Origin of the sequence: Bacillus salitolerans (assembly GCF_042680805.1) — a bacterium.
Classification (GTDB): Bacteria; Bacillota; Bacilli; order Bacillales; family SA4; genus Bacillus_CJ; species Bacillus_CJ salitolerans.
Window position 1 is genome coordinate 97842 of record NZ_JBHUEM010000014.1, and the last position, 22459, is coordinate 120300.

General features: G+C 37.7%; 18 protein-coding genes and 1 pseudogene. 3 read left to right on the forward strand and 16 right to left on the reverse strand.

Annotation, left to right across the window (positions count from 1 at the left end; all coding sequences use genetic code 11):
* Positions 1–380 precede the first annotated feature (380 nt).
* Complete coding sequence (locus ACFSCX_RS10615) at positions 381–1448, forward strand: aromatic acid exporter family protein (protein ID WP_377928206.1); 1068 nt, start codon at positions 381–383, stop codon at positions 1446–1448.
* Between the two features lie 287 nt (positions 1449–1735).
* On the opposite strand, the gene ACFSCX_RS10620 is transcribed toward ACFSCX_RS10615, so the two are convergent.
* The 9 genes from ACFSCX_RS10620 to spoIIID all read right to left on the reverse strand — a co-directional run bounded on the left by ACFSCX_RS10620 (position 1736) and on the right by spoIIID (position 12910).
* Complete coding sequence (locus tag ACFSCX_RS10620) at positions 1736–2128, reverse strand: hypothetical protein (RefSeq protein ID WP_377928208.1); 393 nt, start codon at positions 2126–2128, stop codon at positions 1736–1738.
* Between the two features lie 265 nt (positions 2129–2393).
* Complete coding sequence (locus tag ACFSCX_RS10625) at positions 2394–7673, reverse strand: DUF6359 domain-containing protein (RefSeq protein WP_377928209.1); 5280 nt, start codon at positions 7671–7673, stop codon at positions 2394–2396.
* A gap of 525 nt (positions 7674–8198) precedes the next feature.
* Entirely contained in the window at positions 8199–8537 is a 339-nt protein-coding gene (locus ACFSCX_RS10630) for a hypothetical protein (RefSeq protein WP_377928210.1), read from the reverse strand.
* 156 nt (positions 8538–8693) lie between these two features.
* Positions 8694–9125: a 3-hydroxyacyl-ACP dehydratase FabZ gene (fabZ, locus tag ACFSCX_RS10635; RefSeq protein ID WP_377928212.1), complete on the reverse strand. Its 432-nt coding sequence runs from the start codon at positions 9123–9125 to the stop codon at positions 8694–8696.
* A gap of 304 nt (positions 9126–9429) precedes the next feature.
* The gene (locus ACFSCX_RS10640; RefSeq protein ID WP_377928213.1) at positions 9430–9726 is read right to left on the reverse strand and encodes a DNA-directed RNA polymerase subunit beta; all 297 of its coding nucleotides are present in this window, start codon (positions 9724–9726) and stop codon (positions 9430–9432) included.
* Between the two features lie 18 nt (positions 9727–9744).
* On the reverse strand, positions 9745–10572 hold the full coding sequence (locus tag ACFSCX_RS10645; protein WP_377928214.1) for a flagellar hook-basal body protein: 828 nt from the start codon (positions 10570–10572) through the stop codon (positions 9745–9747).
* A gap of 21 nt (positions 10573–10593) precedes the next feature.
* Positions 10594–11424, reverse strand: a complete 831-nt coding sequence (locus ACFSCX_RS10650) for a flagellar hook-basal body protein (protein WP_377928216.1) — start codon at positions 11422–11424, stop codon at positions 10594–10596.
* Positions 11425–11498: 74 nt separating this feature from the next.
* Positions 11499–12500: a rod shape-determining protein gene (gene mreB, locus ACFSCX_RS10655; RefSeq protein WP_377928217.1), complete on the reverse strand. Its 1002-nt coding sequence runs from the start codon at positions 12498–12500 to the stop codon at positions 11499–11501.
* A 143-nt stretch (positions 12501–12643) separates the two neighbouring features.
* Positions 12644–12910 (reverse strand): sporulation transcriptional regulator SpoIIID, encoded by a 267-nt coding sequence (gene spoIIID / locus ACFSCX_RS10660; RefSeq protein WP_377928218.1) that lies wholly within the window; start codon positions 12908–12910, stop codon positions 12644–12646.
* Between the two features lie 340 nt (positions 12911–13250).
* On the opposite strand from spoIIID, the gene ACFSCX_RS10665 reads away from it, so the two are divergent.
* Positions 13251–14207, forward strand: coding sequence for a BsuPI-related putative proteinase inhibitor (locus ACFSCX_RS10665; protein WP_377928219.1), 957 nt, complete (start codon positions 13251–13253; stop codon positions 14205–14207).
* A gap of 428 nt (positions 14208–14635) precedes the next feature.
* On the opposite strand, the gene ACFSCX_RS10670 is transcribed toward ACFSCX_RS10665, so the two are convergent.
* The 7 genes from ACFSCX_RS10670 to spoIID form a co-directional block, all read right to left on the reverse strand.
* A complete protein-coding gene (locus ACFSCX_RS10670) occupies positions 14636–14776 on the reverse strand; it encodes a hypothetical protein (RefSeq protein WP_377928220.1) in 141 nt (46 codons plus the stop codon).
* 272 nt (positions 14777–15048) lie between these two features.
* Positions 15049–15843 carry a thermonuclease family protein gene (locus tag ACFSCX_RS10675; protein ID WP_377928222.1) on the reverse strand — a complete coding sequence of 265 codons (795 nt, stop codon included), beginning with the start codon at positions 15841–15843 and terminating at the stop codon, positions 15049–15051.
* 113 nt (positions 15844–15956) lie between these two features.
* Positions 15957–16799, reverse strand: coding sequence for a DUF1028 domain-containing protein (locus tag ACFSCX_RS10680; RefSeq protein WP_377928223.1), 843 nt, complete (start codon positions 16797–16799; stop codon positions 15957–15959).
* Between the two features lie 13 nt (positions 16800–16812).
* Positions 16813–17415: a pyroglutamyl-peptidase I gene (locus ACFSCX_RS10685; RefSeq protein ID WP_377928224.1), complete on the reverse strand. Its 603-nt coding sequence runs from the start codon at positions 17413–17415 to the stop codon at positions 16813–16815.
* Positions 17416–17729: 314 nt separating this feature from the next.
* Positions 17730–18584: a peptidoglycan DD-metalloendopeptidase family protein gene (locus ACFSCX_RS10690; protein ID WP_377928225.1), complete on the reverse strand. Its 855-nt coding sequence runs from the start codon at positions 18582–18584 to the stop codon at positions 17730–17732.
* A gap of 398 nt (positions 18585–18982) precedes the next feature.
* The gene (locus tag ACFSCX_RS10695; protein ID WP_377928226.1) at positions 18983–20137 is read right to left on the reverse strand and encodes an MFS transporter; all 1155 of its coding nucleotides are present in this window, start codon (positions 20135–20137) and stop codon (positions 18983–18985) included.
* A gap of 398 nt (positions 20138–20535) precedes the next feature.
* On the reverse strand, positions 20536–21567 hold the full coding sequence (gene spoIID / locus ACFSCX_RS10700; protein ID WP_377928227.1) for a stage II sporulation protein D: 1032 nt from the start codon (positions 21565–21567) through the stop codon (positions 20536–20538).
* 620 nt (positions 21568–22187) lie between these two features.
* Here spoIID and ACFSCX_RS10705 point away from each other — a divergent pair.
* Positions 22188–22459: pseudogene (locus ACFSCX_RS10705) on the forward strand (IS110 family transposase); the annotation flags it as partial.

A 22459-nucleotide genomic window follows, 5' to 3' on the forward strand; every position in this document is an offset into this window, starting at 1 on the left:
CATTATTTGTGGCTATTATATAATTTGTTCTAGGAAGTTACTATTGATATGTTCATAAAGAGTTTTTCCTCACCCTCCACTTATTGTTAGTTGAGGACTGTACGATGTAGGTCACACAGACGTTGCCACAGGTTATGGCAACGTCTGTGTCCTATTATCGGGTTCTTACTGGTGTTTATCCCCCACTTATACTTCTTCCAACCTTTTAAAGTTTTGAAGTGGAGGTCATAGCGCCAGTTAGAGCTGGACAAATGGCTAGTTTACCCATTTACTTTTTGGCATTAGTACGCTTGAATTAGTGTAATGATAAATATTCCTGTTTAACCAAGTTTATTTAGTTCTATAATAATTATAAAAAAGAAAAAAGGATTTTGTCTATCATGCCAAAAAGGGTAAAATTTGTTGGGGGAAGAATTGTTAAAACCGGGATTGCTGTATTTGTAACGGCTTTTATTTGCCATATACTGAATTGGCCGGTTATGTTTGCGGTCATAACAGCCATTGTGACCATTGAACCTACGGTGGCAGATTCCATAAAAAAAGCGTTTGTTCGTCTTCCTGCTTCAGCAATTGGTGCTGCATTTGCCATACTGTTTACTTTTTTATTCGGGGATAGCCCTTATTCCTATGCTTTCGTCTCCCTTTCAACCATCATCGCTTGCCATAAACTAAAATTACACGATGGAACTTTAGTGGCAACCTTAACTGGTGTCGCCATGATTTCAACAGTTCATGATGAGTACTTTTCCTCATTTTTTATTAGACTTGGGTCTACTAGTACAGGAATCATTATTTCTGCCCTTGTTAACTTTTTCGTCATGCCACCTAACTATTCAAAATCCATTACAAACAAGATTCATGATTTATTGGATAAATCCGGCGACATCTTTGATTCAAGATGTCTTGAGTTACTAAATATACAACCTCTCAGCAAAGACTTAAGGGGAAATTTTCAAGCCCTTGTAAAAGATGTTGATCAAACTGAAACGTTATGTACTTATCAAAAAGATGAATGGAAATACCATCGAATCAGTCGAAAGGAAATACGTGATTTCCATTATAAATGTAAAAAACTCACCACTTTGCGCCAAATCATATATCATCTTGGAAACTTAATCTACCTCCCTTCAGTTCATATAGAATTGAGTGAGGAAAAGAAGAGGATGATTGTAGAATCAGTGAAATCGATAAAAGGTATATTCCATTCTAAAAATTTCCACATTCCCGATTCGCACCATCAACAAATGAATCGATTGAGAGAGTGGTTTTCCAAACAACAGCATACTTTGTATTTAGAAGACGAATATCATCAGCACCTTTCAACTGAAACGCTCATTTTATATGAACTACTTGCCATTCATGATTTAGTAGAGGAGCTGAATAATATACAATCCCTGGAAATACGACATCAATTGTTATTAGAGAAAAATAAGGGACACGGAGTTTAATATTCCTACTTAACCCATGGCCCTTTTTGTATTTGATTTGGAGGTCTTTTTAAATAAAAAAACCATCCTAAAAGGATAGTTTTAATGTACGTAATCATCATTTTCTTCTTCAATGATATCTAAGTCATCGAGCATTTCTGTGTTTCGCCTAATTTCTTTCTTGCATTTATCGATAATAGTCGTGATGTCCTGATTCGTATAATGCTGATCGGGAAGCTCTACATCGAAAGCTTGTACATAGTAAATAGATGCAAGCTTTAACTGCTTCTCAGTTGCTGGCCGTTCTTTTAGCTGTTTTTTTTTACTTGTTTTTGCAGACGTTCTATTAAGTATTTAGCTTCGGCTTTACATGAGTACGTAAATTCCTGACCTAGTTCTTTTTCTAAAAGATCTAGTTCTTCCATTTGCTCCTTAGAAGGCTCCTCTGATAGAACCTTATCTAGAACTTCATTTATTTTCTCAGCTAGCTCCTCATGGAATTGTCCGTCATTTTTTATAACATCCTCGACTTTATCATACCAAGAGGCGTGTTTTTCAATATAGGAACGCCATTCCTGCATAAACACGTTTAAATCGTATTTATCTTCATTCCATTGAATTTTATTCATATATTGTTCAAATGCAGAAGCAATTGACCGGGAGATGCTTATTTTCACCCCGTGTGGTAAATTTTTAAACATGTATGATGGTACCTCCGTCACATTGTTTACTCTAATATAATATCTTAGCACAATAGAGTTAGGTTGAAAATAATTTAATATAATTTAATCATTTTTATTAAAGCTATTGCCTTCATTTTAACTTAATAAACGTTATATAACAAATTTGTTTTCCTATTAATCTTTTTCATACTAAAATGAGAACCCTTTTGATCTATGAAAGGTGTCCTGAGCTTCCTGTAATTCAAAAGGCTTCCCTCTTTAGAGAGAAGCCTTCTTTTTTTATTTATAATGTTTCATTTTCAAGGATATAATCTACAAGCTTTAGAATTTCTTCCTTGTCTTCTTGATCCATATTGTTTTTGTTCATCTTGGAAATGTGTTCACGAACTTTTTCTAAGTTCTCATATGCTTTGCCAACGTTACCTTTCTTTAGTTCATTTTCTACTGAAGCGAGCTTGGCAAAAATAGACGTTTTCATGCCTCTGTTCGCATCTGCATTTGTCACCATTTCTTTAACGTTTTCAATGGTAGCAGCCATCACGTTAACAGTGATTGATTGAGTTGCTTCTACGTTTCCAAGTGTGTCTGTTGCACGGAATGATACTTCTGTTGTTCCATCCGTATCGATACGAATTCCTTCATCTGCATTGTATACAATCCATTCACCATCATTTAGCTTGAATTCGATCTTTGCTACTGATGTTATCTGATCGGAAGCAGAAAGTTCTAGCTTTACTTCATGAATATAAGCACCATTCGAAAGGTCTGATTCTGGTAATGAAGCCTCTGTAGTTGGTGCTTCAGTATCATTAACCTTCATGACACCATAGATAGAGAAGTGTGTCACATAAGCAATAATATAGTTGCCATCTTCAGAGAGCTCTGTTTGCTGGTATTCCCACTCTTCTGATTGCTCATTATAGTAATAAATCGCCAGCTTTTGTTTTTCTTCTAATGAAAGAGTTTCATTAATAGGAGCCTTGATTGAAACAAACCCTGTAAATGCTGTAGGTATATCTACATCAATGATCATTCCTGCTACTTCTAGTGCTTCATTTCCAATCACGACATCTTCTTTAGATAGAGAGGTTACTGTTACCGGAACAGGTTGATTATTTTCAAATACAACTTGACTAAAATCAATGGAGATTGTACCAGGCAACGTCACGATTTTGTTTTCTTCTGATAATATTGTTTTTCTTTCAACCCATTCAAAATCCTCAGCACTACGAGGCTTTAATTGAATTGTTCCATTGAATTCTCCAGAGATACCCGTTACATCGACCACATCCCCGTTTTGGAAAGGGAAATCGCTGAATTTTAATCCTGTACGGTTATCTACTCGGACAAGTACTGTTTCACCATTCTTTGTAGCTGTAAATTCAAATGTTCCATAAGTGTTTACACTCTTTAAATTGGAGATAGTAGCCCCTTTAACGATGACTAATTGACCTTCCGTTGCCTCTGTTAGTTCAGCAGGATTGAATTCTGTTGCTACTTTAGCTACATCCGTCCCTATTTTTTCGAGAGTAGTAAGGTCAGCTAGCTGGAATTCTCCGTTATAGGTAGCTGTTTTCCCGCTAATTCGCACTTTATCACCGATTGTTAATCCTTTATCAGTAGATGTAAAAACATAGGATCCAGCAGTTTCATCTTGGATATAGAAGCCTTTGCTTCCCCATGCACCTGGAGTTGATGTAACAATTGCTTCTACTGTTACTTCTGTTCCTAATTCAGCTGTACGAGCCTTTGCAATCGTAACAAGACCTAGGTTATCATCTTGCCCTACTACTTCAGAAATACGGCCTTCAGCTACGTAAGTGATTGGTTCGTTATTAAAGCTTTTTACAAAATCAACGGTTGCATCTAAGTCGATTGGTCCCTGCATTGGGTTTTCGCCTAGCGCACGTAGCTTATACTTATCACTACCGTGCTCGTACATATAGTTGTTTACTGTTAAGGTATAAGTAGCTGTTTTGTTAATTTTCGATCCATCTGGAAGGAAAATATCAATGACTTTGTTAGTAGCACCATCCCATGTGTACTTGAAGCCACCAACTGAAACGTCTGGTCCGTATAAAGCTGAAATTTGAGCATTAATAATTTGTTCTAAATCTGCTCCTGTGATTTCAACTTTTACTAATGTGTTACCGAATGGTTGAACGTTGAAAAGCTCTGACCAAGTGATTTCACCTGCATTGATGTTGTCACGAATTCCTCCGCCATTCACTAAAGCAAAATCAGAATTCATAGCCCATGCCATACCGTCCGCAATTAGGTTTCCTAGGGCATTATCACCAATTTCACCTTTCGTACCATATCCACCTTTTAGTTCAACCGCTGCCACTCCAATTACTTGGTTCATAATATCTGCCGTTTGAGCTGCATACTTGGCAAGAATACCTTCTACAGCTGGATCTGGTGTTACGCCATTTTGATTGACATATACGATTTCTGCTTGCTTTTTCACAATATCCTTCGTTGTTGGATCTAGTTCAATATCAACATCAGCAAACGCTTTACCATAATCTAAAGCTTGAACAATTATCTTGTTATCTACTACTGCATTAACTAACTCATGGTTATGTGCAGCATAAATGACGTCAACTGCATCATGTACCGAGTTTGCTAAGTCAGCTGCATCACCTGTTGCACCAGTTCCATTTTGGGAAGCAGGCATATGAGACAGAACTATAATGGCTTCAATCCCTTGTGCTTGTAACTCTGCAACAGCTTTATTAACAGCGGTTGTTTCATTAGAGAAGTAAATATCTTCAATGCCTGAAGGAATAACCATGTTTGCTGTTGCTACCGTGTTAACCCCGATAAATCCTACTTGAATTCCTTCCACTTCATAAATGGCATATGGAGGTAAAATCGGCTCGTTTGTTTCTTTTGATAGGCAGTTTGCACAAAGGTTCGGGAAATTCATTCCATCATAACCAGCTGTACCTTTACCTTCTGGATGTTCTCCACCGTTTACCATCCGTAACAATTCTTGAGTACCCTCATCAAATTCATGGTTTCCAACAGTACCAAAGTCAAATCCGATGGATTCTAAAATTTCTACAGTTGGTTCATCTTGTAATAGGGCTGAAATGGGTGAGCTTCCACCAATCATATCTCCCGCATGAACAATTAGTGTGTTTGGGTTTGTGGCTTCACGATCTCTTAAATACGCTGCTACATAATCCATACGGCCAAGCACTTCAAGTGTGCCATCACCATCTGTATCCAGTTCATATTGTTGATCAATTTTCCCGTGTAAATCATTTAAGCTTAATAATTGCATCTGGATGTTATCGTCAGAACCATTAGGATCTTCCCCAACTGGTGCTTCATTTCCTCCGTCAACTGCCGTGTAACCGTTTGTTTCCGCTTCTTCTGGACTTGCAAAGAAAACCCTCTTTTCGACTGGAACCGCTTCAAAATTCTCTGGGCTTACATAAAGCTTTGTATCTGAGTTTCCTACATATCTTAATAGACCTTTCCCTTGTTCTCTTGCACGGAATTCAAAAGGAAGTTCTAATAAAGGGTTTGCTGGGTTCCAAATCCCTAGTTCCGCATCGAATGCATCCTTTACAGCAGATTGAAACATGTTGTAATCTGCTTCATCACCAACTGGCCATATGAAATAAGTTACAGCATAACCTGCGTTCACCATTTCAAGGTTCGTATTTAAACCATCAGATTTACGAATGACTTGACCTAGAAGACGTCCATATGCATCTGTTGCCTCTTCGCCAACTTTAATCAATACTTCGTCTCCAGCCTTCAATAGCGTATTCATGTAGGCTTTCGCTGCATTACCATGGTCTAGTTGATTTTGGTCTAAATCATTTTTGGGTGAATGGTATGTTTCTGGTGTGTCAATGTTCACATAACGCACTGTTGTTGCACCTAATACAGGTGTTTGTAATTTAATGGTATCTCCATCTGTTACAGATAGAACGACTGATTCATATGTTCCAGCTGCTGAAGGAGCTTCTGGCTGTTCTGGTGCTAGTTGAATATCCTCTGCTTTACGAGGAAGAATCTGATAAGAGTCGAATTGACTTACAATTGCTGTTACCTCATACCATTTTCCTTCATGTATGGAACCAATGGCATTCGTACCTTCCATTACACGTAAGGTTGTACTGTTAAACTCACTATCAATGAAAGATACATTATAGCCGCCACCTGCTGGTGAGCTTGGCACAGATTGTACAAATCCATTGAGCTTTACAAGCTGACCTTCAAGTGGCTCTGCTGTTGCCATTGATTGTAAGTCTGCAAGAGTGATAGATTTTGCTTCTGGTAAATTTTCGTTTTGCCCTAACACTTCAATAGCAGATGGCATTATTTCTTTTAAGCCTTTGTACTCAGCAAGGGTACCCGTTACCTTAACACGGTCTCCTTCTTTGAGGTCTTGAGATGTGTTGCTGTAAAGATTAATTCCTGCTGTTGTATCTTGAATATACGTAGAAAGCTTACCGCCACCGATTGCTGCGTTGTCAGCTGTTACGATTCCTTCTACTGTTACTTCAGTGCCGTTTGCATATTGACGTGCTTGTTCAATTGTAATTGTCTCTGTTGGATCTGGCTGCGGGTCTACAGGTGAACCCGGTTGAAGAATTGTATAAGCTGAAGGGCTCTTTAATCCAGGAAGTGTATAGTATGCTTCTAAGCTACCTGTAATTTCAATTTTTGCTCCAAGGTTAGATGGATTATCTACTAGGTTGAGTCCTGTTCTAATTTCACCTGTTGGTAGCTGTACGGGGATCATTTTTGTAATATCAGTTTCTGTAGGTGAATCTGCTAGAGCAATATTAGTAGCTAACGTAAATGGTGCTTCTAGGTCAAAGCTTGTTGATCCAGATACTGTTCCAACAATATACCCTTGAACCTTTGCAATTCCGCTGTTATTGGCGATTGCTTCTGCTACTGTTACATAATCCTTAACTGGATCTGGTTCTTGATTATTATTTACTGTATGAGTTCCTAAAAATGAGAAAGTATCCTTAGCGTTTACATCCCATTCGATAGAAGGATCAAATGAATCAGTTGGATTCGCATCGCCTGTTACGATATCTGCTTTACGTACTAGGGTCTTGTCAACAGTAATTCCGCCCCAAGACGAACCAGGATCTACGCCCACTTGTCCAAATGAATCAATGACTGTACCGTTATTTTTTAATACTAGAGCATCATCGCCATTGAAATTAATTACTGAACCATTTTGAACATCAGCAATAGCTAAAATAGCTGGATCTGAACTAGGATGTGCAAGAACATAAGTTTCACTGTTTGCTAGTGTTCCTGAAAGAGAGAGAGTATTACTCGCTTCACTTGCACCATTGCTATAAATCTCTAAAGTATAGCTAGATAAATTGATCTCTGATCCTGTTCCATTGTAAAGCTCAATAGCCTTGTTATAGCTTCCTCCCTCGATGTACTCTGAAATAAATAGATCAGAGGCCGGGGAAGCCTTTACACTTGGAAGTGCTGGCACAAAAAAGCCAACAACAAATGTAAATATAACGAGTAAACTAATTAATCGTTTGAACTGATTATGAATCATTACAAATCTCCTTCCGTTTTTTGTTTTAGTAGATAGGTTTAAACATTAAGTTCCTATTACCTACCAACTTACATTTTAGTAGATAATTATTAAGTTATCATTAATATTTTGTTAAATAGGCATTGTTAACTATAAATCTTAACGTATTAAGGTAATATGTATACCATAAGTCCTCCCTACAGGGAACAAGACAGGTTCATTTTTTTCAATACAGTCTGTAAATTTATAGAATATATTACCAATATCAAAATTCATTTTATCAATATCGTCTCAAGTGAATCAATATTCCAGACCTTCACTACCATATTTATCCTCCTATTTTCAAATTCTAGATTCAAACATCTCACCATTTTTTTCAGTTAATGAATATATACTCTCTATCTATGCAATTAATACTTCAATCTATTCACGAGTGAAGGCTTTTTTAGACAAAAAATGCTCCCCTTTTAGTAGACAGATTTTCTTGATAATCTGTCTACCTTAAGGGGAGCATATCACATATTCAGATGGGTTATCGCTAGATCATTATTTATTTTCCTCGTCGTCTCCATTGCCAGTGCCTGCTCCAGCATCAGTTCCGTCAGTATCAGCTGCGTCCATTCCGTCTGGTGATGCAGTGTCTTCTGTCGTACCTTCGTCACCTTCTCCTGGTGTTCCTTCTTGTTCCTCCGTGTCACCAGGTGTTGTATCATCAGCAGGCGTTGTCTCGTCAGTACCTTCATCCATCGGTTCTTCTAATGGCTCCTCTGTATCTGTTCCAGTATCACCTGGAGGTGCTGGGTCTTGATCATCAGCTGCACAACCAGTAATTAGGAATGCAGCAAGAAGAGTACCAGTTAATTTTAATAACCACTTTTTATTCATTCGAATCCGTCCTTTCCTTTGTTTTCATTATGAACCTTTACGGTCTTTGATTAGCTTACCCATTTTATAAAAAAACTTGCATTATATCATATAATTTTTTCCATCCTTTAAAGTGCATAAAAAAGCCCTACCATCATATAGTGGCAGGGCATATCTTTATTTCTTTTCGCCTAATGCAAACATAATTTCAGTTTCACATACAAGTTCACCATTCACCGTAGCAATTCCTTTACCTTTTCCAATTGTACCTCTTGCACGAGTTATTTCTACTTCGAGCCGCAATTGATCTCCAGGTACAACTTGTCTTTTGAAGCGACAATTATCAATTCCGGTAAAGAAAGCTAACCGTCCACGATTTTCTTCTTTCTTAAGCATCGCAACGGCTCCTACCTGAGCTAAAGCTTCTACAATTAACACCCCTGGCATTACAGGGTATTCAGGAAAATGTCCTGCAAAAAATGGTTCATTTGCTGTTACATTCTTAATCCCGACAGAACGTTTTCCTTCTTCTATTTCTATAATACGATCTACTAGCAAAAACGGATAGCGATGCGGAATAATATCCTTTATTTGGTTAATATCAAGCATGAGAAATTCCTCCTACTTCATTTTATAGATATGTTAGAAATAGCAACTTCTAATAGCAAGCGCTCCGTTTAGCGAGCAATGTTCTGACATGAAAAAAGGGGTGGTTTTCCCTTTTATTCATGTCATGTTTTTGACCAAGGGAAAAGTGATTTTTCTTTTCCCTCGAGAAGGATGAAATGGCAAAGATCGTCGCCATTTCATCTTGGCTGGCCGCTGGAGCTGGATGTAGCAGTAACATTGTATAAACTAAACACCAGTAACTTTTACTTTCTTAACTTACGAAAAAGGAAGGGGATACCTTCCTTTAGTCCGCTTCTATTAAATCTACTATGTGTGTCCATGTAGATTTCTTTAACGCATCATTTATTTCACCGTTCCCAAGGATTCCATAACCAACAACCAGACCTGCTAAGAGGCTTGCACTTATCAAAATAACAACGATAATTAGCCTGAGCCAAATCGGAATTAATCTAATGCTCATTTTCACCTTTTTTGGTTCAGTTTCCTCATTATTTTCTTCACTTTTTCGATACATCGCCCGCCTCGCTTTACGGCGTTCATCTCTTGACTTTGTATCCATTTTGTCTAGGTTTGTTGCCATACTAATCCCCTCTGTTACTTAACGAATTCCATTTACTAGACCCATCATTTGGTCTGCAATTGAAATGGACTTCCCATTAAATTGATAAGATCGCTGCATATTAATGAGTTCGGTCATTTCTTTTTCAAGACTTACGTTGGATTGTTCTAATGCACCTTGAACGATACTGATATCGCCACGCTCTACTATCCCAAAAACATCTGCCTGATTGACATTGAGCTCGTCAAGATTTGGAAGACTATACTTATTGTTACCTGCTGATTGAAGTAGCTGTGGACGATTGATTTGTGCAATGGAAAGATTGAAATTTTCAGAAGTACCATCCTGATACTTAACAGTAAGCTCTCCGTTATCACTAAACTGTAATTCCGAAATCGTATCAGCTAAAATAATCGGACCTTCTTCTGACATGACAGGGAATCCTTCACTTGTCACAATTTGAACATAGTCAGTTCCATCTGCTAATGGTGATAAATGAAAGGATCCATCCCGTGTATAATGAACCGTACCTTCTCCATCTACTTGTACCTCAAAGAACTGATTATATTTTGTTAAGGCTAAATCCAGCGCACGATCCGTAGATTGAATACTTCCTTGGGTAAGTAGAAGACTTGTATGGGAGAGTTTTGCCCCTACACCTTGACGAATCCCATTTGGAGTAAGTCTCCCTATCTCTTTTCCATTAATCGGTTGATTATTAAACTGTTGAAATAACAACTCTTGGAAGTTCGTTTCACGACGCTTATAGCCAGTTGTATTGATATTGGCCATGTTATGGCTAATGGTATCTAGTTGCTTTTGCAGCTGTGTCATTGTATTCGTTGCAGTTATCATTGAGCGTAACATACGATATCACCTTTTACTATTTTATAGACGTCCAATTTCATTAACTGTTTTCTCCAAGCTTTTATCATAGGCTTGTAGAACCTTTTGATTCGCCTCGAATGCACGGAACGCAGTAAGCATCTGTGTCATCGTTTGGGAAACATCGACATTGGATCGCTCAATGAATCCCTGTTGAACTGTGTATGCCACATTGGCATTTCCTAGTGCCGTAGGAAGAGGTTCACCGTTTTCTGTCCGGTATAGGCCTGTCCCCTCTTTTAGTAAGCCATTCGGATTCTCGGCAAGTGCAATCGAGATTTGACCGACAACTTGGCCATTTTCTAGTACACTACCATCTTGATTCACAACAAATTCTCCGCTTTCAATAACAATCGGCACACCTGTTTCATCCAAAACGTAAAATCCTTCATTTGTTGTAAGATTCCCTTGTCCATCTATTGTAAAATTACCGTTTCTCGTATAACGAACTTCACCATCTGCATTCTGTACCGCATAAAACAGCGCAGCTTTCTGACCTTCTTCATTCATTGGAACATTTTGTTCAACAAGTGCTAAATCTGTGGATCGACCTGTTTCATAGATGTCACCTTGTATAAAGTTTGGAATGGCTTCTTGCATATAAGCACCGGTATTAATGCCTCCGATTGTTTTTCCAGAAGGTAAATGTCTACTAGGGTTGGGTATGCTTTGGGAATTAAATTGCTGCAATAATAACTCAGGAAATGCACGTAAGCTTGCTTGGTCTGCTTTATAGCCTGGCGTATTAGCATTCGCCATATTATTCGTTAATAACTCCTGCATTCTTTGCTGAGCAATCATACCTGATGCTGCTGTATAAAATCCTTTTAACATATGTATCCCCTTTCACACACTTTTCACTTAACTCCATTATAGCGGAGTTTTCAGAAAAGGACATCATCCAATTTTTACACTAAATTTCTTCTAGGAAGCTTATCAATACTTTCTAGCATAATTCCTGTACCAATTGCTACACAATTTAGAGGATCCTCTGCAATTAGGACAGGGACATGCAGCTCTTCAGCAAGAAGAGTATCAATGCCGTGCAATAAAGCCCCTCCACCTGTTAGAATGACACCTCGATCAATAATATCGGCTGACAGTTCAGGTGGTGTTCTCTCTAATACGCTTTTTGAAGCTTGTACAATCACATCTACTGACTCACGTAACGCTTTTTCAATTTCGTCAGAATATACAGTAATTGTACGAGGAAGACCCGAAACCATATCACGACCACGAATATCAATTTCTTCCTTTCGTGCACCAGGGAATACAGTTGCGACCTTGATTTTAATATCTTCAGCTGTTCTTTCTCCAATTAACAGCTTGTACTCTCGTTTAATATATTGAAGGATTTCGTTATCAAACTTATCCCCAGCCATTTTGATAGACGAGGCGGTGACGATATCACCCATAGAAAGTACTGCGATATCCGTTGTTCCACCGCCTATATCGACTACCATGTTTCCACTTGGTTGAAAGATATCCATCCCGGCCCCGATTGCAGCCACTTTTGGCTCTTCTTCTAAGTACACTTTTTTACCGCCGCTTTTTTCTGCAGCTTCTTTAATTGCTTTTTGTTCTACTTTTGTTATGTTTGTTGGACAACAAATAAGAATGCGGGGCTTAGATAGGAAACCTTTTACATTAAGTTTGTTAATAAAGTACTTTAGCATAGCTTCTGTTACATCAAAATCTGCAATAACGCCATCCTTCAATGGTCGGATAGCAACTATATTCCCTGGTGTACGTCCTACCATTCGTCTTGCTTCCTCACCAACAGCTAATACTCTACCTGTATTACGATCTAGCGCAACAACAGACGGTTCATTCAACACAATTCCTTTTCCTTTAACATGAATTAACACGTTTGCTGTACCTAAATCAATCCCAATATCTCTTGCAAACATCCTTCAAGTCCTCCTTGCAATATGGCGATAATATCCTAATGATATATTTTATCACAATTTGCAGGAGAATATAGGAAATAGTATAAAAATCAAGAGAAATTTGCAAAAAAATGTCGAGATAGCATCCAGTCCACTAAATTTACTTATTTCACAACCTCTTGCTCTTCTTTTTTGTACTTCATCTTTGTTGCTTCACCACCACGCAAATGACGAATTGATTTATGGTAGTCAAGAATGTCTTTTACTTCATTCGCTAGCTCAGGATTAATTTCAGGTAATCTTTCCGTCAAGTCCTTGTGAACAGTACTTTTGGAAACTCCAAACTCTTTCGCTATTACGCGAACAGTCTTCTTTGTCTCCACGATATACTTGCCAATCTTGATAGTACGCTCTCTGATGTAATCGTGCACACCACTCGCCTCCCTAAGTTGGATGTGAGAAGTGTGAAATGAGACCCGTTTATGACACCTACGAAGAACTTGTTATGCTCGTTCATCTGAAGAAGAATATATTTTTATCGACCTTCGAAGACAATCGACGCTCTCACCTCAAACACTCTCTTTGTTAAGGTTTGTAACATTGTATTAGCTTGGTTGTGGATATATGCTAAAAACTCAAGAGGGACAAGGGTTTTCTCAGATTTTTTTGAATTTATTGCCCCTGTTATAGGATTTATGAGTCAAAATTTTCTTTTAGTACATGTAACTTTCCAATTTTTTCTCCGTCTACTTGTTTGGAGGCGATTACAAAATGAAAAAATTGGGAATTGGGTTATTAAGTATTATGTTATTAGGATCTGTTACAGCTCCAGCTTCAGCATCTGTTGATGGGAATTGTGACAAAGGAGAAGAGCTTACTTGTCTTGAAGTAAAGATGACAGTTGAAGAGAAGTTTGAATTTTTAAAGGAACTTGGAATATTCCAAGGTAAAGCTGATGGTAAGTCTTATTTAGAGGAAAACATGACAAGAGCCCAGCTCGCGGTCGTATTAGATCGAATGTTTCAATTAACCGATTTATATCAAGGGGTATCGTTCGAGGACACAAATAACCACTGGGCTGAAAATGAAATTGGAGCAGCAGTGGAAGCTGGGTTTATTAAGGTCAGTGAGGATGGGAATTTTAATCCGAACGATACCGTTTCGATTGAAGAACTTGCATTTGCACTTGTTAGTGCATTAGAAATCAACTTTATTTATATTTATAGACCACTAGAAAATAGCTCTCTCGAGTATGCACAATTTGTCGTCACTGCTTTAGGTGAAGGGCTTCTAGAAGAGGCTGAAGACTATCGTGAGGCTGCACTACGATCTGATTTTGTTCAAGTTATGTATCAGGCGTATAACTACAAAAAAGAGGCGGATTCCGGAATCGTGGCAGGTTCAATTGAACCTAGTGTAAATGTAACGAAGCTTGATAGTGGTGGTTATGAATTTGAATTTACTTTTACAAACCAAACTGAAACAGAACAATCACTAATCTTCCATGGTGGACAGCGTTTTGAATATGAGATCTTTAAAGATGGAGAGAAAATCTATCATTATTCAGCCGATAAGAGCTTTACGATGGAGATTGCAGAGATTATAGTAAAACAGGGTGAGTCTTTAACCTACACAGATACTCTATTAGACCTTGAAGATGGAACCTACACGATGAACTACTGGTTAACAGCCGATCAAGAATCTCGTGGAACTGTTACATTTGAATAAAAATAAAAAGATTCCTCTAGCTAAAGGGGAATCTTTTTGCATTAAGTTACGTGTAGATCGAAAGTAAAGAAACCTTTTCAGTGTCCTCAGAGTCGAGAATCTTTTCACCATGATTCTCTATTACACATCAAAAACTCTCGGATCGTAATACCTGCCTTTATAAAAATGATCTCATCGACAGCTAACTCAATGCATTTTCTATTCTATAGATTCGATTTGAAGTCATTGCATCGAAGAATCGGCCACTGCTATATTTTTAGCAATTAGTGGTATTTCGTCACCTTTTAGACCTTTCGGATAGCCACTTCAGTGCTCCAAACACTCTGTTTTTATCAAATATATTAATATTCTTATCAATTTCATAACCGATTGAAAAGAATGAGTTTTAATCATAGTAATTGGTTTATTTAATATACTCTCTAGTATTCCTATCCTGCAATATCATGTAGCTTTTCTCCAAGTGTAACCTCATCTAATACTTTAGCAATCAGCTTAGAGAATCTTGAAACATTAGAAGAATGATAGGCAGTATATTTATCTTTACTACCCATGTATTTTGCTAAAGCCATGGTAGTTCTTATAAGATTCTCTTTTTGTTCGATGTACTTCTTAACCAATGCGGATACGGCAAACCTATAGCGAAATAACTCATCCATTGAAAAAGTACATTTTCTAAATCGATTTGAAAACCACAGGAGTTAATAAAGTATCAGCAACGAGTTACCAGTAAACGATTTAAAATAGCTGTCCATATCTTAGAGTAGATGAATTCTAATGCAAATTGGTAGAGTGTAGGAAATAATTCATATAAAGAATGAGCTTCTAGTAGCGAGCTCAATTCTTAACGTTTGATTAATCTAGTGACAACGAAGCTGATGAGACCGGCTAGGACGATAAGCAACAGCATGTCCTTCCGCTTTTCTTCGTGTTGTTGAAATAAACCCACTTTATCAGCTCTTGCCTCTTCCATGGCATTACGGATACGATTTTCATACTTATATGTCCCATAATCATAAAAGTCTTCTACTAATCCTTCCTTTGTAATTTCTTCCTGTAGTAATTTGTCATCAACGAACACCCATGCCAAAAGACGGTCATACTTATCAAATAGGTCTTCCCCATCTGTTTCAAGTAGGATGTTTCCTTGTGTAAGCAAGTCACACGTAAAATTTGTTGCTTCCTCACCAAAGTCTTCTTTATTAGCCGTGTTTTCGGGTGTATCAATAAATAGAAATCTAGTTTTATAAGGTTTCCCATTTATTGAGAAAACAGCTGTATCTCCATCTGTGCAGCTTAACAAGGTGGCTTTATAGGTTTTTCCAAGATTCACTTCCGGTTCTAGTGAGTTTGAATTTGTTGATACATTTCCTGAATAAGAAAGCTGATTTAGTTCGATTTTCAGAGCAGTTACATCCTTTGTGCATTTGTTACGGTTATATTTTTTGATTAGGTTGATAAGTTCATCCATATTCTTAGCGTCCATTGCAAGAGGGGTTGGCTCATGGAGAAGATAGACACAGTCTTTGTTTCTAAAATGACCTCCTAGTTCGTCCAAGCTGCCAGGATGTGCAGAAACGGCGTGGGGAATTAGTAAATAGCTCAGGAGAAAAATCAAAGCTAAATAGTAGATTTTCATCGGTTATTCTCCTTTTTTCCATTCATTATAATATAAGTTTTTAAACATTGAAAAAGAGCTTGATTCTTCAAGCTCTTTTTTCCAGCCTATCACAAAACCTCTTGATACAACGTTTATTTTTTCATATATTGTAAGACTTCTAAATCGATCTTTCCTTTTGCTTGTTCGCGACCTTCAAAGTTTTCAGTATGAAGGTACGCAGTTAATGATTGATACAACGTTTCTTCTTGAACCACTGATGATTGATCAAGATAACCGTGCCTATGAAGTTCTCGAATCAGCTCTTCTCTGACTTCCCCTTTTATTTCTACTATATTTTCTTCCTTTGTTGGAGCAAAATATAGCTGTTGAAGCTCATAAATACGGATGAGTTCTTTTATTGGATCTGGATGGTCATCTACACGAAGGTCAATGTAACGGTCATTAAAACCTGCATATCCGCCCTTTTCTTTTACAACAAGAAGCGAGGCTGACTGCATACCACGGCTATCACCACCTGCATCTTGCCCTGCATCTAACGCATTTAATAGACGTTCTGCCAAACTCCCCTCCGTTTCCAGGAAGACCTTCGCCATTGCTTGTACTGTTTCTTCACTTACCAATATATTTCCTTGTGCAGCAAAGTTTAGTCCCGTTACTCCACCAGCCCAATCATAGCACTTGTCCCCTGTAAAGGTAGCAGCGTTCCCCTTACCATCGACGATACCAACTTGACGGTATGCCGACTCTGTATCTTCACCTGTTAAAATGTCAATCGCTTCTTGCGCTGACTTCCCCGCTTCCATGAGCTCTAGCCCTTTTGGACCGTATGTCGTATTGGCATAAGATTGTGTCGCAACTGCCCCAACACCTGCTTTTGCCCAAGGTACAACAGCACCTACACCTAAAAATTTGGATTGTACAGCAATTCCAAGCTCTTTCGTATTCGGATCAAATCCAACAATTGAAAATGTCATTTCATTCTTCCCCCTAATCTAGTGATTCTATTATGGTTATAATTGCTTCTTCTAAATCATGCTTTGACCAGCTTGGCAAGGCCTGCTGCTGGATCGCTATTTCATGTGATGCTGGGATGTGGACAAACCCCGCTTTAACCTTGTCCTGCCTTATTTGAATATGATGTAGCATTTTGTATTTTACAAAGTTACATAAATATGCACCAGCTGTATTTGAAATCTGAGCAGGGTATCCTTTTTCCTGTAGAACATTTACAATGTGACGAATCGGTAATGTACTGAAGTATCCGGCAGGACCTTTTTCCTCAATAGTGGCATCCTGAAAAGTCACACCAGTATTATCAGGAGCACCGTCCGAACAGTTAATCGCAATTCGCTCAGGAGTAATCTTAGACCTTCCACCCGCCAAACCTAGCATAATGACAGCATCAGGCTTTACCTCTTCATAATAACCAATAGCTTGATTAGCTGTTTCTTTAAATTCAACAGGCAAAATTTTTCCTACAATCTTATAATTTCCGATTACTTTACCGTCAAGTGCTCTAGCAATCTCTTCTGTCGGATTCACTTTAAAATCTAAAAAGGGAACAAATCCTGTTAACAAACACTTCTTCATTTTATCACCACTTTATTGTATTAGGCCTGAACCCCACTTTAGTAAAGTGTTAAAGTTATTGTATCAGAAAATATAGAAAATTTCATATTGTTTTAACATACTAAAGGATACGACTAGTTCCATAAATAAGAGAAAAGGTTTAATCGGTAAACCATTGATTTCAACCGGTATATTTGGCTAGGGACATTGAGGTAAACTGCTAGTATCCTTATTATTTTGCTTGTTCCCATCTACAAATAGTAATTGAAAAAACCTGCCTTTGTGCGAAGGCAGGTTTGTAGATTGAAAGTTGTTGTGTGGTATTAACGGTTTATTTACGCTTGGCCTTGACCAATTGAAGCATCTGGAGTGTCAGTTGTATTTTCTTCTGAATCTCCTTCTCCTTCACCAGGTTGTTCTTCTTCCTCTTCTTCTGTACCTTGTTCAGGCTCAGTAGAAGTCTTATCGTCTATATCTTCATCATGTTGAATTTCTTCTTCTTGAAGAGAAGATAAAGGTTTTTCAAAGAAATCTAATGGATTTACAGGCGTCCCATCCTTACGAATTTCAAAGTGGGTGTGAATTCCTGCTTCACTGTTATAAAGTGAACGTCCAGCAGAAGCTAGCATTTCTCCTTGAGTAACAGTGGCTCCTTCTTCTACCTTAACATTTTCTAAGGCAGAGTACATAGATGTAATTCCATTTCCATGGTCAACTTCTACAACATATCCAAGCATAGGATCCTTAACAGATTTTGTAACTGTACCACTCAGAGATGCGACTACATCAAAGCTTTCCCCATTTTTGCTGACAATATCGATACCTGTGTTACCAGTGTACGTATTATTATAGAATACTAGGGCAGCTTCCTGTTCCTCGGCACTTGCATTATCATCGTAGAAGTGCTTTTGGATTTCAATAGAATTAGGGTCAACGACAGGCATAGAGAATTTCTCTACGGTTTGAGTTACTGGTACAGCTTCATCATCTTGATTGTATGCAGTTCCTTCAGATTCATTTGTTGTTCCTAGATCTGTTGGCTCTGCAATTTCTGTGCTATTTTGATACCATAACACGGCAGTCAAGATTAAGGCTGCACTTGCTAAATAGATTGCTGGGAATACCCAACGTTTTTTAAAGAATTGTTGACTTTTTGATTTCTGAGAATTAAATTTTTCTTCCTCTCTCATTTATCATCACCTCAGCAACCATTCTGAACAGAAACTTGTAAATCTATACATTCATACAAAAAAAATTACAGATTATTTTTCGACAAAGGTTTAGATATTATTCATAGAGTTAAAAAATTTATCCTCATTGATGGGAAATTCGGAAATTTTAAATAGTATATGCGGTATAGAATGGTTGTTTTTCATTGAAGAAGAAGTTTAATCATTCAAGTTACTAATGTAATAAAATATTATGCCCTATTGTCCTCTCATACCGTTACGGTAAGACTATGTTAATCATTCATGACAGGGTATTTGACCTTGAGTGGCTCGGCGCTGAAGCTGGAAATAGCCGTAACATTGCATAAACTAAACACCAGAAACTTTCTTAACAAATAAAAAAGTACCTCCTGATATAATCAGGAGGTTCTATTTCCTTTACCCAGTAATAATGTTATTCCAATATAAAATAGAATCATTAACGTTATAAGCTGCATAAGTATAACCATAATTTGTAACGAAAATAATTCATACAATACAGGTGTTAGTAAGAATCCAATTAAAAACCCTACTCTCATCGATAAAGATTGAATCCCGAAAAGTCTACCTCTAATGGCTGATTCACATTGTTGGATCATGTTCCGGTGACTCCATTGTTCAAAGGCATGTATGAATCCCAAGAGCCCTAGTACAAATAGGACAACCCATAGCTCTGTAAATAAAAATAGTGTATTAACGACAGGGATGAACAATAAAACAGAGCAGTAGTAAATCTTTTTTGGTTCTCCTTTTATTTTCTTCGATAAGAATGATCCTATAAAAGAACCTACTCCTAATGCAGTCCACATAAAACCGTGAATTGTTGAAGCATTTGTCATATAGGTTTGAGCAAATAGTGGTATCCCGTAATTATATCCTGAAACACCAATCGCCATTGTGCAAACTAATAAGGTTGGAAGGAAGATTGCACGCTGTTTTAGTATGCTTTGAAAGCCTTCCGCCATCCCAATCGGTAACTCTTTAGCCTCTATTTTTGATTCTTTCCAACTCATGAATAATAACACAAAGGCTGAAATGAAAAATGTTCCTGCGTCAAGAAGAAGAACAACCTTATACCCAGCAACCTCTGTTAATATTCCACCTATTGCAAACCCAATCATACTCGCTAGGGAAGTTAATCTAATAAAACGCATATTAATTTCCGAAGCTTGGTTATCACCATAAATATCTGGGATTGAGGCTTGTAAACAAACTGAAAAGGCTGTATAGAATACGCCTAATAACAAGATGGACACACAAGCAGTAAACGGGGTTGGGATTATGACAACTAGTACTAGTGATAAACCCGCAAATACATCGCTTATTATCATGACATGTCTTCGATGAAATCTGTCAGCTATATATCCAGCTACGAGGCTTGATAATAGGGCACCTATTTGCCTTAATAGAAAAAAGGCCATTAACCATAGCTCACTATTTGGAAACTGAAGTAATAGTGAGGTAAATGCTAATAGATTCATTCTTGAACCTAAATCTGATAATCCATTTATATACAAATATACATACTTTTTCATCTAGTCCTCCAGAATTACCTGGCGGCCTTAGAGTTTACGCCCCCTTATTAAGGGCGTACATTGATGATTAATTTTTCCATAATCGAATTCCTCCTTGGGAGTGAAAACTTTTTTTCAACAGAACAAAAGGCGCAAGCGCCCCGTTTAGCCTCAGGCTAGCAAATGTTCCTTGAAGAGAAAAAGGCGCTCTTTCCCTTTTACTCTTCAAGGGTTATTTGACCTCGAGTGGCTGGGCGCTGGAGCCGGATTACTACGCACATCACTCAGTTATCCACAAATAGTGAGTATTTATAATTTCCTAAGCAATAAAAAAGGGAGCGCTCTGCAATACCCCAAGTTTTGGTAGCAGTGCTACTCTCTTATTATATTGTGGATCCTATTGGTTTGCACCAATTAATTTATTTCGATGCTGCTACTGCTGCAATTTTTGGAATGTATGGATCTATTGCCGAGATGGCAATATCTTTATAGTAGTATTTCACAATATCTTGATATGTTTTTCCTTCCCGTGCCATTCCATTTGCTCCATATTGACTCATTCCTACCCCGTGTCCATATCCTCTTGTCGTTATGACGATTTGATTTCCCTTTCGTTCCCAGTCAAAATCTGAAGATGGGAGCTCTAGAGCTTCTCTTACTTGCCTTCCTGTAATCACCTTATCTCCAATTTTTATGGTACCGACACGCTTACCAGTCGTTCGAGCAGTGATTTTTCCAATCGTTCCACTTTCTCCAAGCCTAACTCCAAGCTTCTGTTCAAATTGGGCTACAGTAAAAGTAGTCGTTGTTAAATATTTTGGTGATTCTTTATCCCACGGGCTTTCTATACTTCTTAAATAAGGGAATTCATTTTGCCAATAGTCCTCAGAGTTCTCGGTAAAACCGTTACTCGTTGAAAAATATTGAGCGTCAATTGGTTCATTGTTATACGTAATGATCTCTCCACTTGTGCTATTTACTGCTTCTGTAATTTTCGCGAGATTGGCTTCAAAGTCATCTCCCCATACTGCCTTTAAATCCTCTAAATCCTTATAAACTTGGTGCCTGACCGTATCAGTTACCTTCGATCCTTTCGGTGTTCCAAGACTCTGTTCTAATAGAAGCTGTTGAACGATGTATGTTCGAGCTGTTAAAGCTTGAGCCTTTAATGCTTCCATCTCAAATTCAGCTGGCATTTCAGAAGCGACAACCCCTACTACATATTGTTCTAGTGGTATATTTTCAATGAGTTGCTCTTTTGTTCTATAGACAGCCACATCCAATTGTGACTCATTTTTAACTTCAGGTGTTGCTAATACGATAGGCTGTATGTCCTCCACTAGAGTACCATTTGTTTTTTCTGAAAAGGGAATTACCAACAACGTTGGTATAAGTAAGGTGACAATAAATAAAAGTGATCCTAGTACGATGAATGGTTTTAACGATTTCATAATTGTTCAGCCTCCATCTCTTTTGTTTAGCCAGTTGCTTATAGTTCATAATTATGGAGGTGTCCCACGTTATATGACTAAAATCTCTCATCTCTTGTAAAAAATAATAGAGTCTAAAAACTAGTAATACTTTATTAAAATAGAACAGGTCTACGGTCCTTTCGCATGGCGAAGATTTTAGGTCTTTTGTAATAATTTTGTAAGAATAAATTATTTGAATTTTTAATAAAATAGTCAAGGGAATGAGGAAAATGAACGTATCATGAGGTTGGAACAAAAGGCTCAGGGCCCCGTTTGGCCTAAGAGAGAAAATGTTCTATCATGAAAAAAAGGGTCGTTTTCCCTTTTATTCATGATAGAACATTTGATCAAGGAAAAAAGTGATTTTTCTTTTTCCCTCGAGTAGGATGAAATGACAAAGATCGTCGCCATTTCATCTTGGCTAGGTGCTGGAGCTGGATTTAGCAGTAACATATATAAACTAAACACCAGAAACTTATACTTTCTGGTGTATGAAATAATATTTTTACACATAAAAAAGTCCCAAGACTATGCTACGATTGAACTACTTAACCAAGTTAACTCAATCATTTACCAACCCGCCAAGGAGGCCATAGTCAATGAGACTACTTAAGAGTAAACAAGGATTAAGAAGAAGTCAATTCGCACAAGAAATTAGAGGAGCTAATTTAGAAAAAGTTTTGCTTGTACCCATAGATGTATCAAAGGTTTTACAAAAAGCGATGATTTTAAATTACTATGGAGAGGTACAGATAGCACCATTCTCCTTTATGGTAAATAAGACTGGGATGAACATTTTAATAAATAATATTGAAGCGGCTAAACTTGCTTGTCATGCAGAAAGAGTGTTTATCGGTATTGAAGCAACCGG